Source organism: Streptomyces sp. NRRL B-1140 (assembly GCF_001280065.1).
Taxonomy (GTDB): domain Bacteria; phylum Actinomycetota; class Actinomycetes; order Streptomycetales; family Streptomycetaceae; genus Streptomyces.
Genome location: NZ_LGEA01000114.1, coordinates 52,983 through 74,010 on the forward strand (window position 1 = coordinate 52,983; position 21,028 = coordinate 74,010).

Here is a 21,028-nt window from a genome sequence, read left to right on the forward strand (position 1 = left end):
CTTTATTGCGCGTCACCGTCAAGGCCCGCAGACCAGGGAGCCCGAACAGCTCTCGCTCCCACCGGTGTGGGAGTTACCGTGGTCGTGTGGCTTCCGACCCGCCCGCGCCGGCCGATCCGGCCGCCGGCGCCATCGATTCCGTCAGCGTCCTGAACGAGGACTCGCGCCGGCGCATGTTCGCCTTCATCCGGCGGGCCCGGCACCCCGTCACCCGCGACGAGGCCGCCGCCAGCGTCGGCATCTCCCGCAAACTCGCCGCCTTCCACCTCGACAAGCTGGTCGACGCCGGCCTGCTGCGCGCCCGCTACGAAGCGCCGGGCGGGGCCCGCAAGGTCGGCAGGCAGCCGAAGGTGTACGAGCCCACCGGCGCCCAGATCACCGTGAACATCCCCGACCGTCGGCACGAGTTGCTGGCCGACCTGCTGCTCGACGCCGTTCTGACCGCGCAGGCCGGCGAAGACGCCGCACAGGCCGCGATAAGCGTCGCGCGGCAGCGCGGCCGGCAGGTGGGCGAGGCCGCACGGCACGAGACCCGCCCGGGCCGGCTCGGCCCCGAGCGCGGGCTGACCACCTGCGAGCGACTGCTGGACCAGTACGGCTACGAGCCGGTGCGGGAAACCCCGACCCGGATCCGGCTGCGCAACTGCCCCTTCCACCCGCTGGCCGCCAGGGCGCCGGATCTGGTGTGCGGCATGAACCAGGCGTTCCTCAGCGGCTACCTCGAGGGTCTGGAGGTCAGCGGGGTCGGCGCGGTACTGGCGCCGGAAGCCGGGGAGTGCTGCGTCCGGCTCGGTTCCGGGAGCGGCGAGTCCACCGAGGAGACGCCCCCGGGCCCCTGAGGGGCGTCAGAGCCGCACGCCACCGCGTCCCGGGCGTATCGGTGAGCGAGCTGCCGTCGGTCGTTCGGTGAGCGAGCTGCCGACGGGTCTCCTGCGGTTGCCGCGGGTCACGCTCCGGGTTACCACGTGACTACGACGCGTTACGTGCGACCGCAGCGAACCCAGGGAGAAATCACATGGCAGTGGAGATCAAGCCTCTGGTGAAACCCTCCAGGCTCAGACGTCGCGCAGGCCTGGCGGGCGAGTGCCTGGCGGAGTTCCTCGGGACGTTCGTCCTCATCTCCTTCGGGTGCGGCGTGGTGGCGATGACGGTGGCGGCGCTGCCCGGCTCGGGACGTACCGAGGGGCCCACCATCTTCTTCCTGGGCGCCGGGGACTGGCTCCTGATCACCTGGGGCTGGTGCATGGCCGTGATCCTCGGCATCTATGTGGCCGGCGGCGTCAGTGGAGCGCACATCAACCCGGCGGTCACCCTGGCCTTCGCCGTCCGCCGCAGGTTCCCCTGGGTCAAGGTCCTGCCCTACTGGGTGTCCCAGGTGGCCGGCGCCCTGGCGGGGGCGGCCCTGGTCTACGCCGTGTACCACGACGCCATCAACGCCTTCGACGCCGCCTTCAAGGGCCCGAAGACCGACGGGAAGACCCTCGCCTCGTTCTCCATCTTCGCGACCTTCCCGGCGCCGTACTTCCACGGCGGCATCTGGGGCCCGCTGATCGACCAGATCGTGGGCACCGCCTTCCTCGTCATGCTGGTCGTGGCGATCATCGACCTGCGCAACACGGCCGTGAAGGCGAATCTGGGCCCGGTGGTGATCGGCTTCGTCGTGGCGGCCATCGGCATGTCCTACGGGGCGAACGCGGGGTACGCCATCAATCCGGCCCGCGACTTCGGCCCGCGCCTGTTCACCTGGATGGCGGGATGGGACGGGCTGGCTTTTCCCGGCAGTCTGGCCGGGGCGTTCAGCGGCTACTGGTGGATCCCGATCGTCGGTCCGCTCATCGGCGGTGTGATCGGCGTACTGGTGTACGACCTCTTCATCGGCGACGTCCTGCACGCCCGCGCGCAACAGGGCGAGGCACCGGAGCCCGGGCGGACGCGCCCCACCACCTCCGACGAAGAGTGAGCGGTATCGGCCGCGGCCAGGACCGCGGCCGATGCTAAATTCCTCCGGGCGTCCGGCCATGAGAGGCGCGGATCGCCTGCTGTACAGGTGAACCGGCCCAAGGCAGGCCCGTATCGGATGGTGGCACGATCCATGACTGACCCGGAGGAGCTCCCCGCGGCCGGACCTCCTCTCCCCCGGATCCTCGGCAACACCGGGGCGCTCGTCGCAGCCGCCCCGGAGGCGACCGGCGCCCTGTGGCGGCTGGCCGAACCCGGCCGGCAGCTGGACGCCAACCTCGTGCGCGTCCCGCCCCGGGGGACCATCGACGCCCACGCCGAACCCGATCTCGACGTCCTGCTCCTCGTCGTGTCGGGTGACGGCACGCTCGGCTCCGCGGCCGGACCGCACCCGGTGGAGCCCGGGACCCTCGTCTGGCTGCCGCACGGCAGCGTCCGCGGCGTGACCGCGGGCGCGGGCGGCCTGTCGTACGTGACGGTGCACCGCCGCCGGCCGGGCATGCAGATCCAGGACCGGCCGCCGACCTGACCGCGGCATCGGGCAGGGGATCGTGCGCTCTCCACGACGACCGGCCCTCAGGACACGGCCCTGCGTGTGGGCCACTGAGCCCGGGTCCGGCCGTGCCCCGACGCCGTGCGACTGCGACCCCGAGCGAGGGGCACACGGGGTGCCCGGGATCAACCCGGACGCGAATCCCGCGGAAGGAGGCAGTCGCATGCGAGGAACGGTGCGCCGGATCCTGGTGACCGGCTCCGCGGAGGGGCTGGGGCGGGCCACGGCGGAGGCGTTGCTGGCCGCCGGGCACGACGTGGTGGTGCACGCCCGCAGCCCGGAGCGGGCGAAGGTACTGGAGGAGCCGGCCGCCCGTGGGGCACATGTCGTGGTGGGGGACTTCGCCGAGCGTGACGCCGTGCGCCGGGTCGCCGACGAGCTGAACGACCTGCCACCGCTCGACGCCGTCGTCCACAACGCCGGGGTGTGGAGCGGACCCGCCGTCATGCCGGTCAACATCGTCGCGCCCTATCTGCTGACCGCCCTGCTGCGCGGGCCGCGCCGGCTGGTGTACCTGAGCAGCGGCTCGCATCTCGGCGGGCGCCCGTGGGCGCTGGAGGAGGCCGACTGGCGCGGCGAGAGCGCGGGATCGTACGCCGACAGCAAGCTGTTCGTGACGGCGCTGGCGGCCGCGGTGGCCCGGCTGCGCCCCGGAGCGCCGAGCAACGCCGTGGATCCCGGCTGGGTGCCGACCAGGATGGGCGGGCCGAGTGCGCCGGACGACCTCGAGCTCGGCCACCGGACACAGGAGTGGCTGGCGTCGAGCGACGACCCGGAGGCCCTGACCACCGGCGGGTACTGGTACCACGGCCGGCGGTCGCGGCCGCACGAGGCCGTCCGCGACGAGGCGTTCCAGGACCGACTCGTGCAGGCCCTCGCCGAGGAGACGGGCACCGCGCTCTGAGCGCGGTCCCGCCCTCGGCCGCGGCCTGCCGGGGGCGTCAGTGGAGCCCGGCCGTCAGGCGGCACCTGCCGGACGGCACCTCCAGGAGGCGCCGCCGTCCTGGCGCACCTCACATGGGCGGGGCCGGGCGGGGCACCCGTGTGGGCGTTCACCAGCGACGGGAGCCGTGTCCGCACGGCGTGCGCCGTACGCTCGGTGCCGACCGTGCGAGCCGAACGGGGAGTCGAGTGATGAGCGCCGAAGACGCGGACAAGCTGCTGGACGGGCTGACCGTGGACACCAGCCGGCGGGAGCAGCCGATCGTGCTGGACGGTGACGGGCGCCCCATCCGCACCTGGCGGGAGAACTACCCCTACGACCGGAAAGTGGGCCGCAAGGAGTACGAGCGGACCAAGCGCATCCTGCAGATAGAGCTGCTCAAGCTCCAGCGCTGGGTCAAGGACACCGGCGCACGTCTGGTCGTCGTGTGCGAGGGGCGGGACGCGGCGGGCAAGGGCGGCACGATCCAGCGGCTCACCGAGCGGCTCAACCCGCGCGGCGCACGCGTCGTCGCCCTGGACAAGCCCACCGAACGCGAGTCCGGCCAGTGGTACTTCCAGCGGTACATCGCGCATCTGCCGACGGCCGGGGAGATCGTCTTCCTCGACCGCTCCTGGTACAACCGGGCCGGCGTCGAGCGCGTGATGGGCTACTGCTCCAAGGACGAGTACGAGTTGTTCCTCGGCCAGTGCCCGGCCTTCGAGCGGATGCTGGTGGACGACGGCATCCTGCTCGTGAAGTTCTGGTTCTCGGTGTCGCGTTCCGAGCAGCGCACGCGCTTCGCGATCCGGCAGGTGGATCCGGTGCGCCAGTGGAAGCTCTCCCCCACCGACCTGGCCTCGCTGGACCTCTGGGACGACTACACCGAGGCGAAGGTGGACATGTTCCGCGCCACGGACACCGCGCACGCGCCCTGGACCGTCGTCAAGAGCAACGACAAACGGCGCGCCCGGCTGGAGACCATGCGCAGTCTGCTGTCACGCATCGACTACGCGAGCAAGGACAACGAGGCGGTGGGCACACCCGACCCTCTCATCGTGGGCGCCGCCGACACCCTGCTCGAGCCGGGTGAGGAGGACACCACGCTGTCGCCGACTCCGCTGTTCCCGGGCGCCGAGGGGCCCGGGAAGCACCCGGGGGCCGACTGACGCATCAGGGCCCCTCCCCTCTCGTTTGCGGAGGTGAGGGGCCGGTGTCCGCCTCAGGACCGGGCGGAAGCGCGCGTCTCCGTGCGGTGGTCGTAGTACGCCCAGACGGTCACGGCCACCACGGCGGTGAGGCCGGCAGCGAGGATCCGCGCGGCGCCGCTCGTGAGGTAGGCGACCAGTCCCGTGAGCCCCGCTCCGCACAGCATGATCACGCGGCTGACGAAGCGGTTCCCGGACGGCTGGGGGTCCTCGCGGTCCTTGAGGTCGTGCAGGGCGTCGTGCGCCGGATGGGCGGAACCGCGCCGGGCGCGGGCGCGGTACTGCAGCCCGTAGCTGATCAGTGCGTACAGCGCGAGGGCGCCCAGGACCCAGAGCCAGACGTAGGGGTCCTCGTCACTCGACCCTCGTGCCAGATACACAACACCTCTCCTTGGGAAGGGGGCCTCGTCGGTGAGCGGCACTCAGCATGCGCCGGCGCCCTCGGGGTCGGCGGGACGGAAGCACGCGGTCACCGTCTTGCCGTGCCGCTGGCACCTCATCGCCCACTCGTCGGCGAGCGTGCGTACGATCGCCACACCGCGGCCGGAGACCTCGCCCGGCTCCGGTTCGCGCTGGCGCGGCAGCGTCGGGTCCTCGTCGTGGACGCTCACATGAAGGCAGTCGCCGTCCCACGTCAGGACCAGGTGCGCGTCACTGTGCGCGTGGATGTGCGCGTTGGTGATCAGCTCGGACACCGCCAGGACCACCGCGTCCACCGTGTCCGGCTCGGCAGCGGCCCACGGCAGGGTTTCGAGGCGCTCGCGCGTCCACTCCCTGCCCGCACGCACTCCTTGGGACATCCGGAACGAATGCGCCCACCCCATCGCTTTTACCGCCACTGCCCCCGGTCCCCTCTCCTGCGTCCCAGCACCGGCTCGTGCGGGAACCTAGTACCCGCTCCCCGCTGTGCCAGGCATGCGAGATCGTCATTCGGGCATCGAGGCCCCCCGCGCGACGCGTCCCGTCGACGGGGTGGAGCGGTGAGCGGCTCCCCGTGCCGCGAGGCGGGCAGGACCCGCCCCGATGCGGATGGTGGGCGGGTCCTGCTCGTGCGCACCATTGTCGGGACCGTGTGACGGACGGGCCACGGGTGAGATCACTCGATGTGCGCGCGGCGCGCACACCCCGCGCGCACGGCGCACATCCCGTGCACCTCGCCCCACCGGGCGCGCGTCACATGGCACGGCCCCGCGCGGGTAGGCGGTGCACATGACCCACGGTGAGACGGACGAGGAAACAGGCGTGCGCGCGAGAGGGGGCGTCAGCCGCGGGCGGGCCGGAGCGGACCGTCGGCCCCGGCCCGGCGAGCGGCGCACCCCTGCTCCACCGGGGAGGTGAAGGGGCGTAGACACGTACGTCACCGGCGTCCGGAGCCCCGTGCGACCCCGGGTAGCACCCGTCGGCCTGCGCCGACGATACTGGCAGGCGCCCCCACCCCCGTTCACAGATGGATTCATGCAGACCTCCCTCACCGTCCGCGCCATCACTCCCGACACGGTGTGGCTCGCACGCGGCCGCCACGCCGCGGGCTCCGCGGAAGACGTTCTCCGGCGCTCGCTGCAGCAGCGCAAGAACAGCCAGGCCATCGACGACTTCCTCGAATTGCCCGAGGACGAAACCGCTTCGGCGGAGCGGGTCTTCGAGGCCCGCTGGCGGGTCGGCGACGACGTGACCGTACGGGCCCGGCTGTGCGTGCGTCCCGGAGGGGACGCCGGGCCCGGGCAGGAGTGGATCCTGGTCGCCGAGGCCGAGCAGCCATGGGACGACGCATGGCCCTCTCCCGCCGCCCTGTTCTGGCCCGAGGAGCCGGACACCGCCTGGAACCAGGACTCCGCCACGCGTCTGGCCCTCGGCGAGATCAACGTCCTCCCCCAGGACGACAAGGAGATGCGTCGCCTGCTGCGGAACGCCGTGCGCGGCGGGTGGCACATCCACGTGGTCGTCCACGAGGCGATGACCACCGACGACCGGGGGCGTGCGCCGGTGGCGCGATGGCTGCCGCCGGGTCTGCGGCACCGGGTGGTGGAACATCACGCTGCCCCGCAGCAGCTGCGCGGACTGAACTGGGCCCTGCGGGACACCGGCGTGGAGGTGCCACGCGGTGGAGCGGTGGTCCTGCCCGGCGTCCCGGCGCCGGAGCGCTACCAGGCCCGGGACTTCTCGGTCCGCGCGGTCTTCCTCGACGGCTCCGAGCCGGTGGACCTCGTCGAAGCGGTGACGCGGTTCGCCGCACTGCCCAGACCGCTGCCCGACGGCGCCGAGGACGCCCTGACCGCGCTGCGGGAGAACTGGCACCTGCTGAACCTCCAAGAGGAGCTGGAGCGCCAGCGTGGCCTGGTGGCCATGTACGCCGAGGCGCTGGAAGCCATGACGAAGTCCCGTGACCTGTACCGGGAGGCTGCCGAGAGCGCCCACGAGGCCCTGGCCGCCTACCAGGAGTCCGCCGCGAGTGCTCCCGCCGGACCCCGCCCGTCCGGTCCGCCCGCCGCGTCCCCGCTCCAACAGCTCACACGGACGTTCGAACGCTTCAAGGTCAAGCGCCCGGCACCGCCGGCCGGCGACGAGAAGAACCACGACACGGGCGGCGAGGAGAACGGCGAGACGAGCACCCCGGCTCAGCGCGTGGCGTCGGAGCGGTAACACCCCGCAGGGCGCACGTGTCGGTCGCTCCCTCCTGGATACGCGGTCCCTACGGCAACACGGCCCGCCCGGGAAGGTCCTCCACGACATGGGCAACCACCAGCACCACACGCGGACCGCGCTCCGCGTCAACGGCAAACCCCACACGCTCACGGTCGATCACCGGCGGGTCCTGCTGGACCTGCTGCGCGAGGATCTCGGGCTCACGGGCGCGAAGAAGGGCTGCGACCACGGCCAGTGCGGCGCCTGCACGGTCCTGGTGGACGGGCGGCGTGTCAACAGCTGTCTGCTGTTCGCGGTGGCCCTGGACGGCTGCGAGGTCACCACCGTCGAGGGTCTGTCCGGCGACGGTGAGGAAGCGCATCCGCTCCAGCGGGCTTTCCTGGAGCGCGACGCCTTCCAGTGCGGCTACTGCACCCCGGGGCAGATCTGCTCCGCGGCCGGTGCCATCGCCGAGGCGGCGGCCGGTCACCCCTCGCACGTCACCGATCCGGCGGCACCGTCGGGCGAGCCGGTGCCGCTGGACCGGGAGGAGATCCGGGAGCGGCTGAGCGGCAACCTGTGCCGGTGCGGCGCGTATCCGCGGATCGCCGAGGCCGTCGAGGACGTGATCCCGTGAAGGAGTTCGCCTACGTCCGTGCCGGCAGCGTCGAGGAGGCGACCTCCGCGTACGCCGCGCACGCAGGCGCCCGCTACCTCGCCGGCGGCACCAACCTGGTCGACCTGATGAAGCTCGGCGTCGAGGCGCCCGCCGCACTCGTCGACGTCACCCGGCTGCCCCTGGACACCGTCGAGGAACTGCCCGACGGATCCCTGCGCGTCGGTGCGACGGTCCGCAACAGCGACCTCGCCGCCCATCCCCTCGTCCGCGACCGGTACCCGGCGTTGTCCCAGGCGGTGCTCGCGGGTGCCTCAGGGCAGTTGCGCAACGCGGCGACCACCGGCGGGAACCTGCTCCAGCGCACCCGGTGCCCGTACTTCCAGGACCTGTCGAAGCCGTGCAACAAGCGCGATCCGGGCAGCGGCTGCGGCGCGCGGGATGGTGTCCACCGTGATCACGCGGTGCTCGGCCACTCCGCGCACTGCATCGCCACCCATCCCTCGGACATGGCGGTGGCGCTCGCCGCACTCGACGGGCGCATCGAGCTGGAGGGGCCCGAAGGCATCCGGAGTGTTCCGGCGACAGGCTTCCACCGGCTGCCCGGGGACCGGCCCGAGCAGGACACCGAGATCCGCCCCGGCGAGCTGATCACCGGCGTGGTGCTGCCGGCCGCCACGGCCGGGTTGCCGTCGGCGTACCGCAAGGCCCGCGACCGGGCCTCCTACGCCTTCGCGCTCGCCTCCGTGGCGGTCGTGCTGCGTCTCGACGACGGGGTCATCGGCCATGCAGGGCTCGCCTTCGGGGCGCTGGCACACCGGCCCTGGCGGGCCCGGCGGGCGGAGGAGGCACTGCTGGGTGCGGCCCCGACCCGCGCGGCGTTCGAGCACGCCGCCGAGGAGGAGCTGTCCGCCGCGCAGCCACTGCGGGACAACGTCTACAAGGTGCCGCTCGCCCGCAATCTCGCCGTGGACGTGCTGACGCGGCTCACGGAGACCGCGCTCACCGGGAGGGCCTCATGACCGGCAGTGTGGGCGCTCCCGCGGAGCGCCGGGAGGGACGCGAGAAGGTCGGGGGCACCGCCCGGTACGCCGCCGAGTTCCACTTCCCCGGCACGGTCCAGGCCTGGCCCGTACCGGCTGTGGTGGCCCGGGGCCGGGTGACCGGCGTCGACCCGGCGGCGGCGCTGGCCGTGCCCGGTGTCCTCGCCGTCCTCAGCCACGAGAACGCGCCGCGCCTCGCGGAGCCGGACGATCCCACGCTCGCCGTGCTGCAGAACGCCCGGGTCCCGCACCGCGGTTGGTTCGTGGCGCTGGTGGTGGCCGAGACCCTGGAGGCGGCCCGGGCCGGTGCCGCCGCCGTCCGTGTCACCTACGACGTCGAAGAGCACGACGTGGCCCTCAGCGTCTCGCACCCGGGTGTGTACGTGCCCGAGGAGGCCAACGGCGGTCATCCGGCGGTGCGTGAACAGGGCGACCCCGACGGGGCGTTCGGTTCCGCGGCCGCGCGGGTGGACGTCGCCTACCGGGTACCGCCGCTGCACAACCACCCGATGGAGCCGCACGCCAGCACCGCCCGGTGGGTGGACGGCCGGCTCACCGTGCACACCTCGAGCCAGGGAACCGGTGTCGTACGGGCGACGCTCGCCGCGCTGTTCGGCCTTCCGCAAGAGCGGATCGTCGTCACCGCCGAGCACGTCGGCGGCGGCTTCGGCTCCAAGGGGACGCCCCGGCCCGACGTGGTGCTCGCCGCCATGGCGGCCCGCCACACCGGGCGTCCGGTGACGGTGTCGCTGCCGCGCCGCCACCTGCCCGCCGTCGTCGGGCACCGCGCCCCGACCCTGCACCGGCTGCGGCTCGGGGCCGACGCGGACGGCCGTCTCGGCTCCGTCGTGCACGAGGTCACCACGCACACCTCCCGCATCAAGGAGTTCGTGGAGCAGGCGGCGGTGCCGGCGCGGGTGATGTACGCCGCGCCGCACACTCGCACGGTGCACCGGGTCGCGGCGCTGGACGTGCCGTCGCCGTCCTGGATGCGGGCTCCGGGCGAGGCTCCCGGCATGTACGCGCTGGAGTCCGCCATGGACGAGCTCGCCGCCGAACTCGGCATGGATCCGATCGAGCTGCGCGTGCGCAACGAGCCGGACGTCGAGCCCGACAGCGGCAAGCCCTTCAGCAGCAGGAACCTGGTCGCGTGTCTGCGCGAGGGCGCCCGTCGCTTCGGCTGGGCCGGTCGCGACCCCCGCCCTGGAACCCGCCGGGAAGGGCCCCTGCTGCTGGGGACGGGCGTGGCGGCGGCGACCTATCCCGTCCTGGTGGCCCCGTCCGCGGCGACGGCTCACGCGCGGCCCGACGGGACGTTCCTGGTGCGCATCAACGCCACCGACATAGGGACGGGCGCGCGGACCGTGCTCGCGCAGGTCGGCGCCGACGCGCTCGGGGTGCCGCTGGAGCGGGTCCGGATCGAGGTCGGCAGCACCGAACTCCCCCCGGCGTCGCTGGCCGGCGGCTCGTCCGGCACCGCCTCCTGGGGCTGGGCGGTGCACGAGGCGTGCGCCAGGCTGGCCCGGCGGCTCGCCGAGCACCCGGGGCCCCTGCCCGCACAGGGCCTCGACGTCCGTGCCGACACCAGGGGCGCGGCGGACGCCGAGAGCGACTTCGCCCGGCATGCCTTCGGGGCGCACTTCGCCGAGGTCGCCGTGGACACGGTCACCGGCGAGGTGCGGGTCGGCCGGCTGCTCGGGGTGTACGCGGCGGGCCGCATCCTCAACGCCCGCACGGCACGCTCCCAGTTCGTCGGCGGCATGACGATGGGCCTCGGCATGGCGCTGACCGAGGGCAGCACCATGGACGCCGCGTTCGGTGACTTCACCGAGTCGGACCTGGCGTCGTATCACGTGCCGGTGCACGCGGATGTCGCCGAGATCGAGGCGCACTGGCTCGACGAGGAGGACGCCCGGCTCAACCCCATGGGCAGCAAGGGGATCGGAGAAATCGGCATCGTCGGAACGGCCGCGGCGATCGGCAACGCGGTGCACCACGCCACGGGCGTGCGCCTGCGTGAACTGCCGCTGACGCCGGACCGGGTGCTGACCGGGCTGCTCGATCGCCGGGTGCGCGGGACGGTGTGACACAGCACCGCACAGACGGCTGACCGGGTCGAGCGGCTGGTATCGGCCGTTCGACCCGGTCACGGATCCGTCTCAGTCGGCCGACTGGGCTCCTGCGGGGGCGGCGGTCCACTGCCGGGCGGCGATGGGCGCCAGGACCCCTAGCACCAACGCGACCAGGGCCAGCAGGGCCGCGCAGACGGCGACCGCGGCGGCCAGCCACGGCGGGGCGAGCGCGAGGTCGACGGCACGGGGCAGGGACGCCGAGGGGAAGGAGTTTCCGTACGCCTGGGCCCCGGCCAGCACGGTGGGCACCAGCACCGCCCCGGCCAGGACCAGCGCCACGGGGCGCAGGACCAGCAGCAGCGCCAGCACCGTGCACAGCACCGACAGGCCGAGGGCGAACGCGTGGAGCTGCAGAGACGTGTCGCCCCGCTGCAGTGGGAAGTGGACCACCGCGCACGCGACGAGGGCCAGGGCGGCGAGCCAGCCCGACCAGGACACGGCCCGGTCCAGCCGGTCCGTCGCGGACACGCCGTCCGGCGGTGCCTCGTCGAGGGTGCGGTGGTTCTCACGGCCCGTTCCCCGGTCTGCCGCACGGCGCCGGCCCGGCCGGCCGGGCGTTGCGGGCCCGCCCCTCTCCGCCACGGGGGCAGAAGTCTCCTCGGGGCGTGGGCCTTCGCGGTCCAGTCGTTCCAGGCCGAGGCGGTCGATGAGCTCGACCAGCTCACCGACGGACCGGCCGGTGGCGGCCGCGCGCAGGGCCTCCTCGCGGACGTGGGGCGCCTGCGGCTCCTTGTGCAGCAGGGTCACGAGCCGGGTCACCTCCTCCACCGGACGGTGGGCGGCAGCGGCGCGGATCGCCTCGTCCGCGCATTCGGCGTCGCGCGGAGGCTTCGTCAGCAGGGCGATCATCCGGGAGACGTCCTCGACGGACCGGCGCACCCCGGCGGTGCGCAGCGCGTCCACCCTCGCCCGGGTGTGGTCGGGCGACTCCTCCAGCGAGACGATGAGGTCGACGACCTCCTCCAGCGGCCGGTCGGCCACGGCGGCGTGCACCAGGTCGCTGACGGCGTCGCCGTAGGGTGCGCCGGAGGCCGGACCGGTGCCGGGCCGGAGCTCCACCGGATTGTCGTCGAGCGACCGGATGACGAGCGGCCGCGCACCCGCCCGGTCGGCGACGTCCGGACCGGGCCCGGCCGGCGGTGCGGTCTCGTCCCCGCCGTGCGCGGCGGGGACGAGAATCCCGCCCGGGTCCGCGGCAGCGGACGGGGCGGGCCCGTGAGCGGCTTCCGTCCCGTCCGGCGCGGGAGTCGAAGGCATCGCTTCGGCGGGATCCAGCCAGTCCTCGACCGGAGGAGGCGGCTGCGCCTCGGCCCGGTCCGGGGCATGGGCGGCGGACGTGTCCGTCTCGTCCGGGTCGTACGCGACTGGCCGGGCAGGGGTCCGGTCCGTCCGCTCCGGTTCGAAGACGGGCGGCTGCGTCGGTGTGTCCGCCGCGGGAGGGGGGCCGGGGGCGGCGGGCTCGGCGGCCACCGGGTCGGCCGGGTGGGAGCCGGCCACGGGCTGCGCGCTCGTCTGCGCCACCTGGTGCGTGCCGGTGACGGTGGTCGTCTCGGCGGACGGCTGGGTGGACGCGTTCGGCTCGTGGAGTATGGCAGGTTCGTTCGAGCGGGGGGATGAAGAGCAGGTGGTCATACTCACCTCCGTGGGAAGAGTGCGGCCGCTCCTGCGCCCCCCGTCGTGTGACGAGCGACGTTACGGTGACCATTACTAGGCGTCCCCGTCACCCCGTGCCACTCGGATGAGCCACCGGGATGACCATGCGCACGGGAAAATCCGCCGACGCGCCGACATGTCGGGCCCCGGCCGCAATACGACCGCCGGAAAAGGGAATCCAGCTAAGGACACCTCGTGTCGTGGCATGCCAGGAGGAGGGCGCCCCGTGGACACGACCACACAAGTGATCATTCTGGCCGCGGTCCTCGCGGCCGTCGTCCTCGTTCTCGCCGTCGCCGTCCTCGTACGGCTGGTCCGCACACGGCGCGATCTGCGGCGGGCGGGACTGCCCACGGGCCCGCGCTGGGTCTTCTGGGGCGCGGTGCTGTATCTCGTGCTGCCCACCGATCTGGTGCCCGACCCGGTGTACCTGGACGACATCGGGGTCCTGCTGCTCGCTCTGCGCACTGTCCGCGGCTCCCTCGGCGGACGGGAGCGCAGTTCGGCACACCGGCCGGACCGGCAACTGGCCGATGACTACGGAAAGTAAGGAAACCAACCACCCGTTCGATTCGTATAAGTCTCTGGAAGCCGCATCAGGCCGGTGGACGGGGCGGACTCGCCCCTGTGTCACCGCCTGCCCGGCGCAGTACCGACGAGGGAGAGACGATGCAACCGTTCGCGCTCAACTACGCGCGCCCGGCAGTGGAGTTGGAAGCTGCCATTCCGTACGTGTACGACGCCGGACTGCAGTTGAACGTGCTCCGCGACGGCCGGGTCGCGGCCTGTGACTTCGCCCTGTTGAGAGAGTTCGGCACCACGACGTCCACCGCCGGCTCCAAGACGCACTTCGACGACTGACCACGGGCCGCCGACGATGACCGTACTGATCCTCACCTGTGAGGAGGACGTCACCGCGGACATGGTGGTCGTGCACCTGAACGCGACGGGGGTGCCGGTGGTCCGGGTCGATCCCGCGGACCTGACCGGTGGTGTCTCGCTCTCGGGGGAGTACGTGCACGGCCGGTTCCGCGGCCATCTGTCCGCCGGGGGGCGGCTGGTGAGCATCGGGGGGCTCCGGTCCGTATGGGTGCGCCGGCCCGGCGTCCCGGCCGCGCGGGCGGCCCAGCCGTCCGCCTGGCTGACCGAGGAGGCCACCCAGGCGCTCTACGGCATGCTGCGGGGCTCGGACGCGCGCTGGATGAACCATCCGGACGCGGCCCGCCGGGCCCGCCACAAGCCGTGGCAGCTGCGGCTCGCCCAGAGATGCGGCCTGCCCGTGCCCGCGACACTGATCACCACGTTCCCGCGTGCCGCCCGCGAGTTCGCCGAGCGCTACCCGGAACTGGTGGTCAAGCCGGTGTCGGGCGCGCATCCACAGGACCCGCCACGGGCGGTGCCGACCAGCCGGGTCGCACCGGACACGGACTTCTCCGCCGTGGCGTTCGGGCCGACGCTGCTGCAGCGGCGGATCACCAAGCGGGCCGATATCCGGCTCACCGTCGTGGGCGAGCGGATGCTGGCCGCGCGCAAGGCGACCGCCGAGGACGCGGACCCGGACGACGTCGACGTACGGTTCGCGGCTCCGGGCTCGCCGTGGCTGCCCGCCGAGGTGCCGCCCCGCATCGCGCCGGGCGTCCTCGCGTATCTGAGCGAGGCCGAACTGGCTTACGGCGCCTTCGACTTCGCGGAGGACGCCGACGGGACCTGGTGGTTCCTGGAGTGCAACCAGTCCGGGCAGTTCGGGTTCGTCGAGGTGGAGACGGGTCAGCCGATCGCCCGCACCATCGCCGAGTGGCTGGCCCGGCCCGTCCCGGTCCAGCCGTCCCACGTCAACGGCCGGCACACGAAGGTCCGTTGAGTGCCGGGCCCGGCAGCGGAATGGGACCGGGCAGCCGTTCGGTTCACTGAGGGCGCGGGCCGGGAAGCATGCCCGCGCGCTGCCAGCCCGCGCCCGGGGAGTGCGGGCGGTCGTAGCCGAGGGACTGTGAGGGCCGCATGACCAGCTCCAGTTCCCTGCTCACACGTTCGGCCTCGCGGCGCACCTGTGCGGGTACGTCACCGCGCTCCGCGATGAGTCGGTCGTAGATGGGGGAATCCTGGAACACCCGTCAACGCGCCTTTCTGCTCGTCGGCCCCGTGCGGGGGCGAGACTGCGAGTGTAGGCGGCACGGTGTCCCGGAGTGTGAATTCCTTGGGATGACTTGACGCAGACCGGACATCCGTGACAGGCGAAGTCGGGTTGTTCACGCTCCCGTCGTGGAACCCGGGCGGACGAACGCCTCGGCGGCCCCTTCCCAGGCCGCCGAGGCGTGTACCCGGTCCGTGCCGGGTCTTTCGTCGAACGTCAGCCGACCAGCGTCAGGCCGTTCTCCCCGTCCGCGTCCGCGGCGTCCGGCCGCCGCTCGGTGAGCAGCAGCACATCCGCCTTGGCAATGGCGTCACTGATGTCGGACGTCCCCATCATCACGCACAGCGTGTAGCTGACGTCCTCCAGTTCGCGTGCCGCCGTCGGCACGTGCCTCTCCGACTGAGCGATCCTCAGCGACGCGTACCGCGTCAGCAACTCCCTGACGATCTTCCGGTCCGGTACAAGCACGTAGCGCCCCTCTCTGTGTTTTCGCTGCGTATGCCCGAACCACGCGTAAACATTCACACGATTTTCTCACCTGAGGTGGATTTGACGAGAACTGATCGGTTGCGACCGGTCTTGGACGACTCGGCCGTCGAGCAGAGCCGCGACGCCCGCCTGCCCGCACCGACGACCGGATTTCGTCACTGCGGCGGCATTCGGCCAACACTCCACCGCCTTGCGCCTTTCGGACAACCAAGCAACCGGCCTGTTCCTCTCACAGCGCGGGCGAAGCGAACGCCTCCCATGAGGCGGCACCGGCCCGGACCTCGCGGACGCGCCATGCCGCCTGCTTCCTTCTCACACCACCCGAGGACGAGGGAACCATGACCACAAGACGCACCGCTCGGCTGCGGCGCACGCTGCTCGCGGGCACCACGGCCGTTGCCGTGACAGCCGTCACGGCCGGCATCGTGGCCGCGGCGCAGGAGCCCGCGAAGGCCGCGAAGGGCCCCGAGCTGAGCCTCGTCGCGGCGACCACTTCGGTGACGCTCACCTCCTGGAAGGAGGAGCCGGGCGTGTACTTGGACCTCGGCACCTACCTCATCGCCGAGGGGACGCCGCTGGAGCTCAAGGTGACCCGGAAGTCCTACAAGGACCCGGTGGCGGTCACCCAGACCGTGTACGAGGGCGGCAAGGCCAAGGCCAAGAAGCTCCCCAAGGGCACGGTGAAGGACTTCTCCGGGCTGCCCGGCTTCACGGAGATCACCCTCACCGACAAGGCCGGCAAGCAGGTCCTCTCGCGCAGCGAGAGCTTCTGCCCGAACAACGCCAGCGGCCGGGTGCGGCCCGACGCCCCCTCCACCTCGAAGTATCCGGAGAGCTGCCCCACCAACCCCTTCACCCTCGGGTCCGTGTGGGGCGTCGAGAAGGGCTGGGCGGCCAACACCTACGCGGGCTCCTACGGCGAGCCGGCTCAGCTGCCGGCCGGTGCCTACACGGCCAGGATCGGTGTCGCCAAGAAGTATCGCGACCTGTTCGGCATCGCCGACAAGCCGGCCACGGTCAAGGTGACCGTGGAGGAGCGAAGCGAAGAGGACGGAGAGGGCTCCACCGGAGTGACGCCCCGCTCCGCGAAGGCCGGCCGGCACGCCGGGCACGGTGCCGGTCACCAGGCGCCGTCCGCGCACACCGGTCACGGGCCGGGGCATGCCCCGAGCCGTGCCGAGGCCGCCGCGCCGGTGACGAGCGGTGCGGGGCCCTCGTACAACGTGGGCCACGGCCCGCTGAAGGCCGCACCGCCGGCTCTGCCGTGGGCGCTGAAGAAGAAGCAGTCCGCACTGTCTCAGCAGGCCAGGGACGTCAGCGGCCAGACCGACGGCTCGCGTCAGGCGCCCGCTCTCAAGCCGCAGTCGAAGCGGCCCGCCGGCAAGCCCTCCGTCCCGGACGTCCCCAAGCCGGACCTGCGCTCGCTGCCGGCCTACGGCATCACCATCAGCGACGGCGAAAGGGACGTCCCGGGCAAGGACTACCTGGCGTTCAGCGCCAACGTCTGGAACGCCGGCCCGGCGCAGCTCGTGGTGGACGGGTTCCGCTCGCCCGGCAAGGCCAAGATGGACGCCTTCCAGTACTTCTACGACGCGAAGGGCAAGCAGGTCGGCTACACCCCGACCGGCACCATGGAGTGGGACCCGCGTCCGGGACACGTGCACTGGCACTTCACCGACTTCGCCAGCTACCGGCTGCTGAAGGCCGACAAGAAGGAGGCCGTGCGCAGCGGCAAGGAGGCGTTCTGCCTGGCCAACACCGACGCGATCGACTACACGGTGAAGAACGCCAACTGGCACCCGTACAACACCGACCTGGCCACCGCCTGCGGTGAGGAGAACTCGATCTCCGTCCGCGAGGTGCTGGACGTCGGCTCCGGTGACACGTACACCCAGGACCTGCCGGGCCAGTCGTTCGACATCACCGACGTGCCCAACGGCACCTACTACATCCAGGTGCTGGCCAACCCCGAGAAGCGGCTGAAGGAAACCGACCTCGGCAACAACAGCGCCCTGCGGAAGGTCGTGCTCGGCGGCAAGCCGGGCAACCGGACGGTCACCGTACCGGCGCACGACCTGGTGAACGCCAACTGAACCCGCCTCCCGACCGGAAGGCTGAGCCCCCGCCCTTGTCCCGGGCGGGGGCTCGGCCTTCCGGCTCCAAGCGGACGCAGCAGTGACCGGGACCGGGCGCAAGGCGTGCCTGGAGGCCGCTTTCGGCCAGCCCGTCCAGCAGGCCCCGGAGCAGGTGGGGGTTCATGCCGCACACCGTCCGGGTGTGCTCGCGGGCGAGGGCGTGGAAGGGGCAGTTGCCCAGGACGACGGCATCACCGTCGGAGCGGGGCTCGAAGCCGTTGTCCTCCAGTACGGCGATCACATCTGAGCGGCCCGGCCCGGCGAGTCGCGCGCCCAGCGCGTGGGCCTTCCGGTGCAGAACCGGACGGACCGGTTCACCTGTGGATTCGGACTCCTCCAGCGCCTGGGCCAGGAGCCGTCCGGTTCGGGCTGGACAAGTTCGCCAACCTGCTCGTGGACTGGCCCGCCTACCTTGCCCCGTGGATCGACGACATCGTTCCCGGGAGCGCCCAGGCGGCCATGTACACGGTCGGAGTGATCGAGATCGTCGCGGGCCTGGCCGTCGCCCTCGCACCGCGCTTCGGCGGCTGGCTCGTGGCCGGCCGGCTCGCCGGGATCATCGTCAATCTGCTGACCATCCCCGGTTACTACGACATCGCGCTGCGCGACTTCGGCCTGTTGCTCGGTGCGGTGGCCCTCGCCCGGCTCGCCCAGCGCTACAGCGGCAAGCGGCAGTCCCCGTGACGGCCGGCACCGGCCACGGAAGGTGACGAGCGCGTGTGGCCACTCCATCGGCTCACCCGCCGGGTCTGATCAGGGCCGAGTGCATCGCTGGAACATCCGGCCGCGCAGCCGGCACCAGCTTCCCCCGGCGGCGCGCGGCCTTCGTCCATCTGGTGGTCCGTCCGCTCAGGCGGCGTCCAGCTCCGCCAGTTCCCCGGCCGTCAGGGTGAGCTCGGTGGCGGCGAGCGAGTCGCGGATGGTCCGGGGCCGGCTCGCGCCCGGGATCGGCACGACCACCGGCGACTTGGCGAGCATCCAGGCCAGGCACACGCGCTGCGGACTCACGCCGTGCGCTTCGGCGATGCGGGCGAAGGCGGCGTGGCCCGAACCGAGTGAACCGGCTTTCGAGATCCCGCCGAGGGGGCTCCAGGGCAGGAAAGCGATCCCGAGCTCGTCGCACAGGCGCAGTTCCGGCTCGCTGGAGCGGAAGGCCGGGGAGAACTGGTTCTGCACGGAGACCAGACGCCCGCCGAGGATCTCGTTCGCCTGCCTGATCTGCTCGGGGCCGGCATTGGAGATGCCGGCCATGCGGATCTTGCCCTCGTCCAGCAGGTCCCGGATCGCGCCGACGGACTCGGCGTAGGGGACACGCGGGTCGGGGCGGTGGAACTGGTAGAGGCCGATGGCGTCGACGCCGAGCCGGCGCAGCGACTCCTCGCAGGCCGCCTTGAGGTGGCGGGGGCTGCCGTCGAGCGTCCAGCTGCCGTCGCCCGGGCGCAGGTGGCCCCCCTTGGTGGCGACCAGGACGTCGCCGCCGCGGTCGTGGGAGGCGAGGGCCTTGGCGATCAGGGTTTCGTTGTGACCGACCTCGTCGGCGTCGCGGTGGTAGGCGTCCGCGGTGTCGACCAGGGTCACACCGGCGTCGAGGGCGGCGTGCAGGGTGGCGAGAGAGCGTTCCTCGTCCGGTCGCCCCTCGATGGACATGGGCATCGCGCCCAGCCCGATCGCGCTGACCTCGACGTCACCGATGCGGCGGGTGTGCATGGGCCATGACCTTCTTCCGGCTGTCGGCGATGGTGCGCTCCAGCCTGGACGCCGTACGGCCGGGGGTCCAATAGAAGAAGGAGAACACATTCAGCACCCCGGCCGCTGAATCACCCCCGGCCCCCGCCGGCCCTCTTGTCACACCCGGATGAAACCCCGCGCCCGAGCACTCACCTCCCCCACACAGAACCGCGATCCCTTCGGCCCTCCCCCGCCTCGCTGCCATATTCGAGAGCCACTTCGGAGGTGGTTGTGAGCACAGAGGTGACACCATCCGGTCCGGGGGATACGGCGACGCGCACACCCGGCGGCACCGCGGAGCGCGTCGCCGGCCTGGAGCACCGCCGGGAGCGGGCGGTCGCCCCCGGCGGGCCACGCAGACGCGGGGAGTTCTCCGCCCGGGAGCGGATCGAACGGCTCGTGGACAAGGACTCCTTCACCGAGACCGGCCTGTTCGTCCGGGCCCGGCCCTCCGGTCCCGACTCCCGCCGCCCCTGCGGCGACGGGGTGATCACCGGGTACGGCACGGTCGACGGCCGCCGGGTGTGCGTCTTCGCCCAGGACTCCACCGTGTTCGGCGGCAGCATGGGCGAGGCCTTCGGTGAGAAGACCGTCGCCCTGATGGAGCTGGCCCTGAAGACCGGCTGCCCGGTGATCGGCCTGAACGACTCGGGCGGGGCCCGGATCCAGGAGGGGGTCGCCGCTCTCGCCCTCTACGCCGAACTGGTGCGGCGCAACGTCAAGGCGTCCGGGGTGATCCCGCAGATCTCGGTCGTCCTGGGCCCCTGCGCCGGCGGCGCCGCCTACTCCCCGGCGATCACCGACTTCACGGTCATGGTGGACGGCGCCTCGCACATGTTCGTCACCGGCCCCGACGTCATCGAGACGGTCACGGGCGAGCGCACCACCGCCGAGGAACTGGGCGGCGCCCGCACCAGCAACACCGTCAACGGCAACGCCCACTTCCTGGCCGCCGACGAGGAGGACGCCCTCGACACCGTGCGCGACCTGCTGTCGTACCTGCCGGCCAACAACCTGGAACCGCCCCCGGAGTACGCGCCCGGACACGCCCCGGCCGGTGCCGGGCTGGACGAGGTCGTCCCGGACCGGCTCGGCGAGGCCTACGACATGCGCGACATCCTGCACGCGGTCGTCGACGACGGTGAACTGCTGCCGGTGCAGGAGCTGTTCGCGCCGAACATCATCTGCGCCCTGGCCCGCGTCGAGGGCCGCTCGGTCGGCGTCGTCGCCAACCAGCCGCTGCACACCGCCGGGGTCCTCGACATCGACGCGTCCGAGAAGGCGGCGCGGTTCGTGCGGTTCTGCGACGCCTTCGGCATCCCGCTGCTGACCTTCGCCGACGTGCCCGGATACCTCTCCGGGGTACGGCAGGAACAGGCCGGTATCATCCGGCGCGGCGCGAAGCTGCTGTACGCCTACGCCGAGGCCACCGTCCCCAAGGTCACGGTCGTCGTACGCAAGGCGTACGGCGGCGGGTACGCCGTGATGGGCTCCAAGCACCTGGGCGCCGACGTCAACCTCGCCTGGCCCACCGCCCGGATCGCCGTCATGGGCGCCGAGGGGGCCGTGGGTGTCCTGCACCGGCGTGAACTCGCCGCGTCCGACGACCCCGAGGCACTGCGGGCACGCCTGCTCGACGCGTACGAACGCACTCACGGCACCCCGTACCCCGCCGCCGAACGCGGCTATGTCGACGCCGTCATCGCTCCGCGCGAGACCCGGGAGCAGGTCTGCCGCGCCCTGCGCGCGCTGCGCGGCAAACGCGCCCCGATGCCGGAACGCCGGCACGGCAACATCCCCCTCTAACCCCCCTTCCCGCTGAGCGCCGCCCCCTCGG

22 protein-coding genes are annotated in these 21,028 nt (G+C 72.4%); 16 read left to right on the forward strand and 6 right to left on the reverse strand.

Annotation, left to right across the window (positions count from 1 at the left end; all coding sequences use genetic code 11):
• Positions 1 to 86: 86 nt before the first annotated feature.
• From ADK65_RS26305 to ppk2, 5 genes are all read left to right on the forward strand, one after another.
• Positions 87 to 839 carry a helix-turn-helix transcriptional regulator gene (locus tag ADK65_RS26305; RefSeq protein ID WP_053673292.1) on the forward strand — a complete coding sequence of 251 codons (753 nt, stop codon included), beginning with the start codon at positions 87 to 89 and terminating at the stop codon, positions 837 to 839.
• A 176-nt stretch (positions 840 to 1,015) separates the two neighbouring features.
• The gene (locus ADK65_RS26310) at positions 1,016 to 1,960 is read left to right on the forward strand and encodes an MIP/aquaporin family protein (protein ID WP_053673293.1); all 945 of its coding nucleotides are present in this window, start codon (positions 1,016 to 1,018) and stop codon (positions 1,958 to 1,960) included.
• 132 nt (positions 1,961 to 2,092) lie between these two features.
• Entirely contained in the window at positions 2,093 to 2,488 is a 396-nt protein-coding gene (locus tag ADK65_RS26315; protein ID WP_053673295.1) for a cupin domain-containing protein, read from the forward strand.
• Positions 2,489 to 2,687: 199 nt separating this feature from the next.
• Positions 2,688 to 3,416: an SDR family NAD(P)-dependent oxidoreductase gene (locus ADK65_RS26320; RefSeq protein WP_053673751.1), complete on the forward strand. Its 729-nt coding sequence runs from the start codon at positions 2,688 to 2,690 to the stop codon at positions 3,414 to 3,416.
• Between the two features lie 230 nt (positions 3,417 to 3,646).
• Positions 3,647 to 4,603: a polyphosphate kinase 2 gene (ppk2, locus tag ADK65_RS26325; protein WP_199825708.1), complete on the forward strand. Its 957-nt coding sequence runs from the start codon at positions 3,647 to 3,649 to the stop codon at positions 4,601 to 4,603.
• Between the two features lie 53 nt (positions 4,604 to 4,656).
• On the opposite strand, the gene ADK65_RS26330 is transcribed toward ppk2, so the two are convergent.
• The gene (locus ADK65_RS26330) at positions 4,657 to 5,022 is read right to left on the reverse strand and encodes a hypothetical protein (protein ID WP_053673299.1); all 366 of its coding nucleotides are present in this window, start codon (positions 5,020 to 5,022) and stop codon (positions 4,657 to 4,659) included.
• 42 nt (positions 5,023 to 5,064) lie between these two features.
• Positions 5,065 to 5,481: an ATP-binding protein gene (locus ADK65_RS26335; protein WP_053673301.1), complete on the reverse strand. Its 417-nt coding sequence runs from the start codon at positions 5,479 to 5,481 to the stop codon at positions 5,065 to 5,067.
• 616 nt (positions 5,482 to 6,097) lie between these two features.
• Here ADK65_RS26335 and ADK65_RS26340 point away from each other — a divergent pair.
• The 4 genes from ADK65_RS26340 (at position 6,098) to ADK65_RS26355 (ending at position 11,010) form a co-directional block, all read left to right on the forward strand.
• Entirely contained in the window at positions 6,098 to 7,282 is a 1,185-nt protein-coding gene (locus tag ADK65_RS26340; RefSeq protein WP_078956151.1) for a hypothetical protein, read from the forward strand.
• An 88-nt stretch (positions 7,283 to 7,370) separates the two neighbouring features.
• Positions 7,371 to 7,901 (forward strand): (2Fe-2S)-binding protein, encoded by a 531-nt coding sequence (locus ADK65_RS26345; protein WP_053673303.1) that lies wholly within the window; start codon positions 7,371 to 7,373, stop codon positions 7,899 to 7,901.
• The gene (locus ADK65_RS26350; RefSeq protein WP_053673305.1) at positions 7,898 to 8,902 is read left to right on the forward strand and encodes an FAD binding domain-containing protein; all 1,005 of its coding nucleotides are present in this window, start codon (positions 7,898 to 7,900) and stop codon (positions 8,900 to 8,902) included. Before ADK65_RS26345 ends, ADK65_RS26350 begins: the two co-directional genes overlap by 4 nt.
• On the forward strand, positions 8,899 to 11,010 hold the full coding sequence (locus ADK65_RS26355) for a xanthine dehydrogenase family protein molybdopterin-binding subunit (protein WP_053673307.1): 2,112 nt from the start codon (positions 8,899 to 8,901) through the stop codon (positions 11,008 to 11,010). Before ADK65_RS26350 ends, ADK65_RS26355 begins: the two co-directional genes overlap by 4 nt.
• A gap of 72 nt (positions 11,011 to 11,082) precedes the next feature.
• Here the strand turns inward: ADK65_RS26355 and ADK65_RS39390 are convergent, their stop codons facing one another.
• Positions 11,083 to 12,687 (reverse strand): hypothetical protein, encoded by a 1,605-nt coding sequence (locus tag ADK65_RS39390; RefSeq protein WP_053673309.1) that lies wholly within the window; start codon positions 12,685 to 12,687, stop codon positions 11,083 to 11,085.
• 247 nt (positions 12,688 to 12,934) lie between these two features.
• Between ADK65_RS39390 and ADK65_RS26365 the strand changes: the two genes are divergently transcribed.
• The 3 genes from ADK65_RS26365 (at position 12,935) to tgmB (ending at position 14,569) form a co-directional block, all read left to right on the forward strand.
• On the forward strand, positions 12,935 to 13,258 hold the full coding sequence (locus ADK65_RS26365) for a YkvA family protein (RefSeq protein WP_053673312.1): 324 nt from the start codon (positions 12,935 to 12,937) through the stop codon (positions 13,256 to 13,258).
• Between the two features lie 119 nt (positions 13,259 to 13,377).
• The gene (gene tgmA, locus ADK65_RS26370; RefSeq protein WP_053673313.1) at positions 13,378 to 13,569 is read left to right on the forward strand and encodes a putative ATP-grasp-modified RiPP; all 192 of its coding nucleotides are present in this window, start codon (positions 13,378 to 13,380) and stop codon (positions 13,567 to 13,569) included.
• Between the two features lie 16 nt (positions 13,570 to 13,585).
• Positions 13,586 to 14,569, forward strand: a complete 984-nt coding sequence (gene tgmB, locus ADK65_RS26375) for an ATP-grasp ribosomal peptide maturase (RefSeq protein WP_053673315.1) — start codon at positions 13,586 to 13,588, stop codon at positions 14,567 to 14,569.
• A gap of 43 nt (positions 14,570 to 14,612) precedes the next feature.
• Here tgmB and ADK65_RS26380 read toward each other — a convergent pair whose 3' ends face one another.
• Together ADK65_RS26380 and ADK65_RS26385 are read right to left on the reverse strand one after the other, a co-directional pair.
• Positions 14,613 to 14,816, reverse strand: a complete 204-nt coding sequence (locus tag ADK65_RS26380; protein ID WP_031111422.1) for a hypothetical protein — start codon at positions 14,814 to 14,816, stop codon at positions 14,613 to 14,615.
• A 239-nt stretch (positions 14,817 to 15,055) separates the two neighbouring features.
• A complete protein-coding gene (locus ADK65_RS26385) occupies positions 15,056 to 15,307 on the reverse strand; it encodes a DUF5133 domain-containing protein (protein WP_053673753.1) in 252 nt (83 codons plus the stop codon).
• 359 nt (positions 15,308 to 15,666) lie between these two features.
• Here ADK65_RS26385 and ADK65_RS26390 point away from each other — a divergent pair, with 359 nt between their 5' ends.
• The 3 genes from ADK65_RS26390 to ADK65_RS26395 all read left to right on the forward strand — a co-directional run bounded on the left by ADK65_RS26390 (position 15,667) and on the right by ADK65_RS26395 (position 18,147).
• Positions 15,667 to 17,421 carry a lysyl oxidase family protein gene (locus ADK65_RS26390; protein WP_053673317.1) on the forward strand — a complete coding sequence of 585 codons (1,755 nt, stop codon included), beginning with the start codon at positions 15,667 to 15,669 and terminating at the stop codon, positions 17,419 to 17,421.
• Between the two features lie 82 nt (positions 17,422 to 17,503).
• Positions 17,504 to 17,710, forward strand: coding sequence for a hypothetical protein (locus ADK65_RS40005; protein WP_199825718.1), 207 nt, complete (start codon positions 17,504 to 17,506; stop codon positions 17,708 to 17,710).
• A 71-nt stretch (positions 17,711 to 17,781) separates the two neighbouring features.
• Positions 17,782 to 18,147 carry a hypothetical protein gene (locus ADK65_RS26395; protein ID WP_420709097.1) on the forward strand — a complete coding sequence of 122 codons (366 nt, stop codon included), beginning with the start codon at positions 17,782 to 17,784 and terminating at the stop codon, positions 18,145 to 18,147.
• Positions 18,148 to 18,312: 165 nt separating this feature from the next.
• Here the strand turns inward: ADK65_RS26395 and ADK65_RS26400 are convergent, their stop codons facing one another.
• Complete coding sequence (locus ADK65_RS26400) at positions 18,313 to 19,170, reverse strand: aldo/keto reductase (RefSeq protein ID WP_053673320.1); 858 nt, start codon at positions 19,168 to 19,170, stop codon at positions 18,313 to 18,315.
• 246 nt (positions 19,171 to 19,416) lie between these two features.
• On the opposite strand from ADK65_RS26400, the gene ADK65_RS26405 reads away from it, so the two are divergent.
• Complete coding sequence (locus ADK65_RS26405; protein ID WP_420709086.1) at positions 19,417 to 20,997, forward strand: acyl-CoA carboxylase subunit beta; 1,581 nt, start codon at positions 19,417 to 19,419, stop codon at positions 20,995 to 20,997.
• Positions 20,998 to 21,028: the final 31 nt, after the last annotated feature.

What these genes read in the sequence shown, in the direction of transcription:
- ADK65_RS26310 (WP_053673293.1), top strand. Translation starts at nt 1,016, where the DNA reads ATGGCAGTGGAGATCAAGCCTCTGGTGAAACCCTCCAGGCTCAGACGT.
- ADK65_RS26315 (WP_053673295.1), top strand. Translation starts at nt 2,093, where the DNA reads ATGACTGACCCGGAGGAGCTCCCCGCGGCCGGACCTCCTCTCCCCCGG.
- ppk2 (WP_199825708.1), top strand. Translation starts at nt 3,647, where the DNA reads ATGAGCGCCGAAGACGCGGACAAGCTGCTGGACGGGCTGACCGTGGAC.
- ADK65_RS26340 (WP_078956151.1), top strand. Translation starts at nt 6,098, where the DNA reads ATGCAGACCTCCCTCACCGTCCGCGCCATCACTCCCGACACGGTGTGG.
- ADK65_RS26345 (WP_053673303.1), top strand. Translation starts at nt 7,371, where the DNA reads ATGGGCAACCACCAGCACCACACGCGGACCGCGCTCCGCGTCAACGGC.
- ADK65_RS26355 (WP_053673307.1), top strand. Translation starts at nt 8,899, where the DNA reads ATGACCGGCAGTGTGGGCGCTCCCGCGGAGCGCCGGGAGGGACGCGAG.
- ADK65_RS39390 (WP_053673309.1), bottom strand. Translation starts at nt 12,687, where the DNA reads ATGACCACCTGCTCTTCATCCCCCCGCTCGAACGAACCTGCCATACTC.
- tgmA (WP_053673313.1), top strand. Translation starts at nt 13,378, where the DNA reads ATGCAACCGTTCGCGCTCAACTACGCGCGCCCGGCAGTGGAGTTGGAA.
- tgmB (WP_053673315.1), top strand. Translation starts at nt 13,586, where the DNA reads ATGACCGTACTGATCCTCACCTGTGAGGAGGACGTCACCGCGGACATG.
- ADK65_RS26390 (WP_053673317.1), top strand. Translation starts at nt 15,667, where the DNA reads ATGACCACAAGACGCACCGCTCGGCTGCGGCGCACGCTGCTCGCGGGC.
- ADK65_RS26400 (WP_053673320.1), bottom strand. Translation starts at nt 19,170, where the DNA reads ATGCACACCCGCCGCATCGGTGACGTCGAGGTCAGCGCGATCGGGCTG.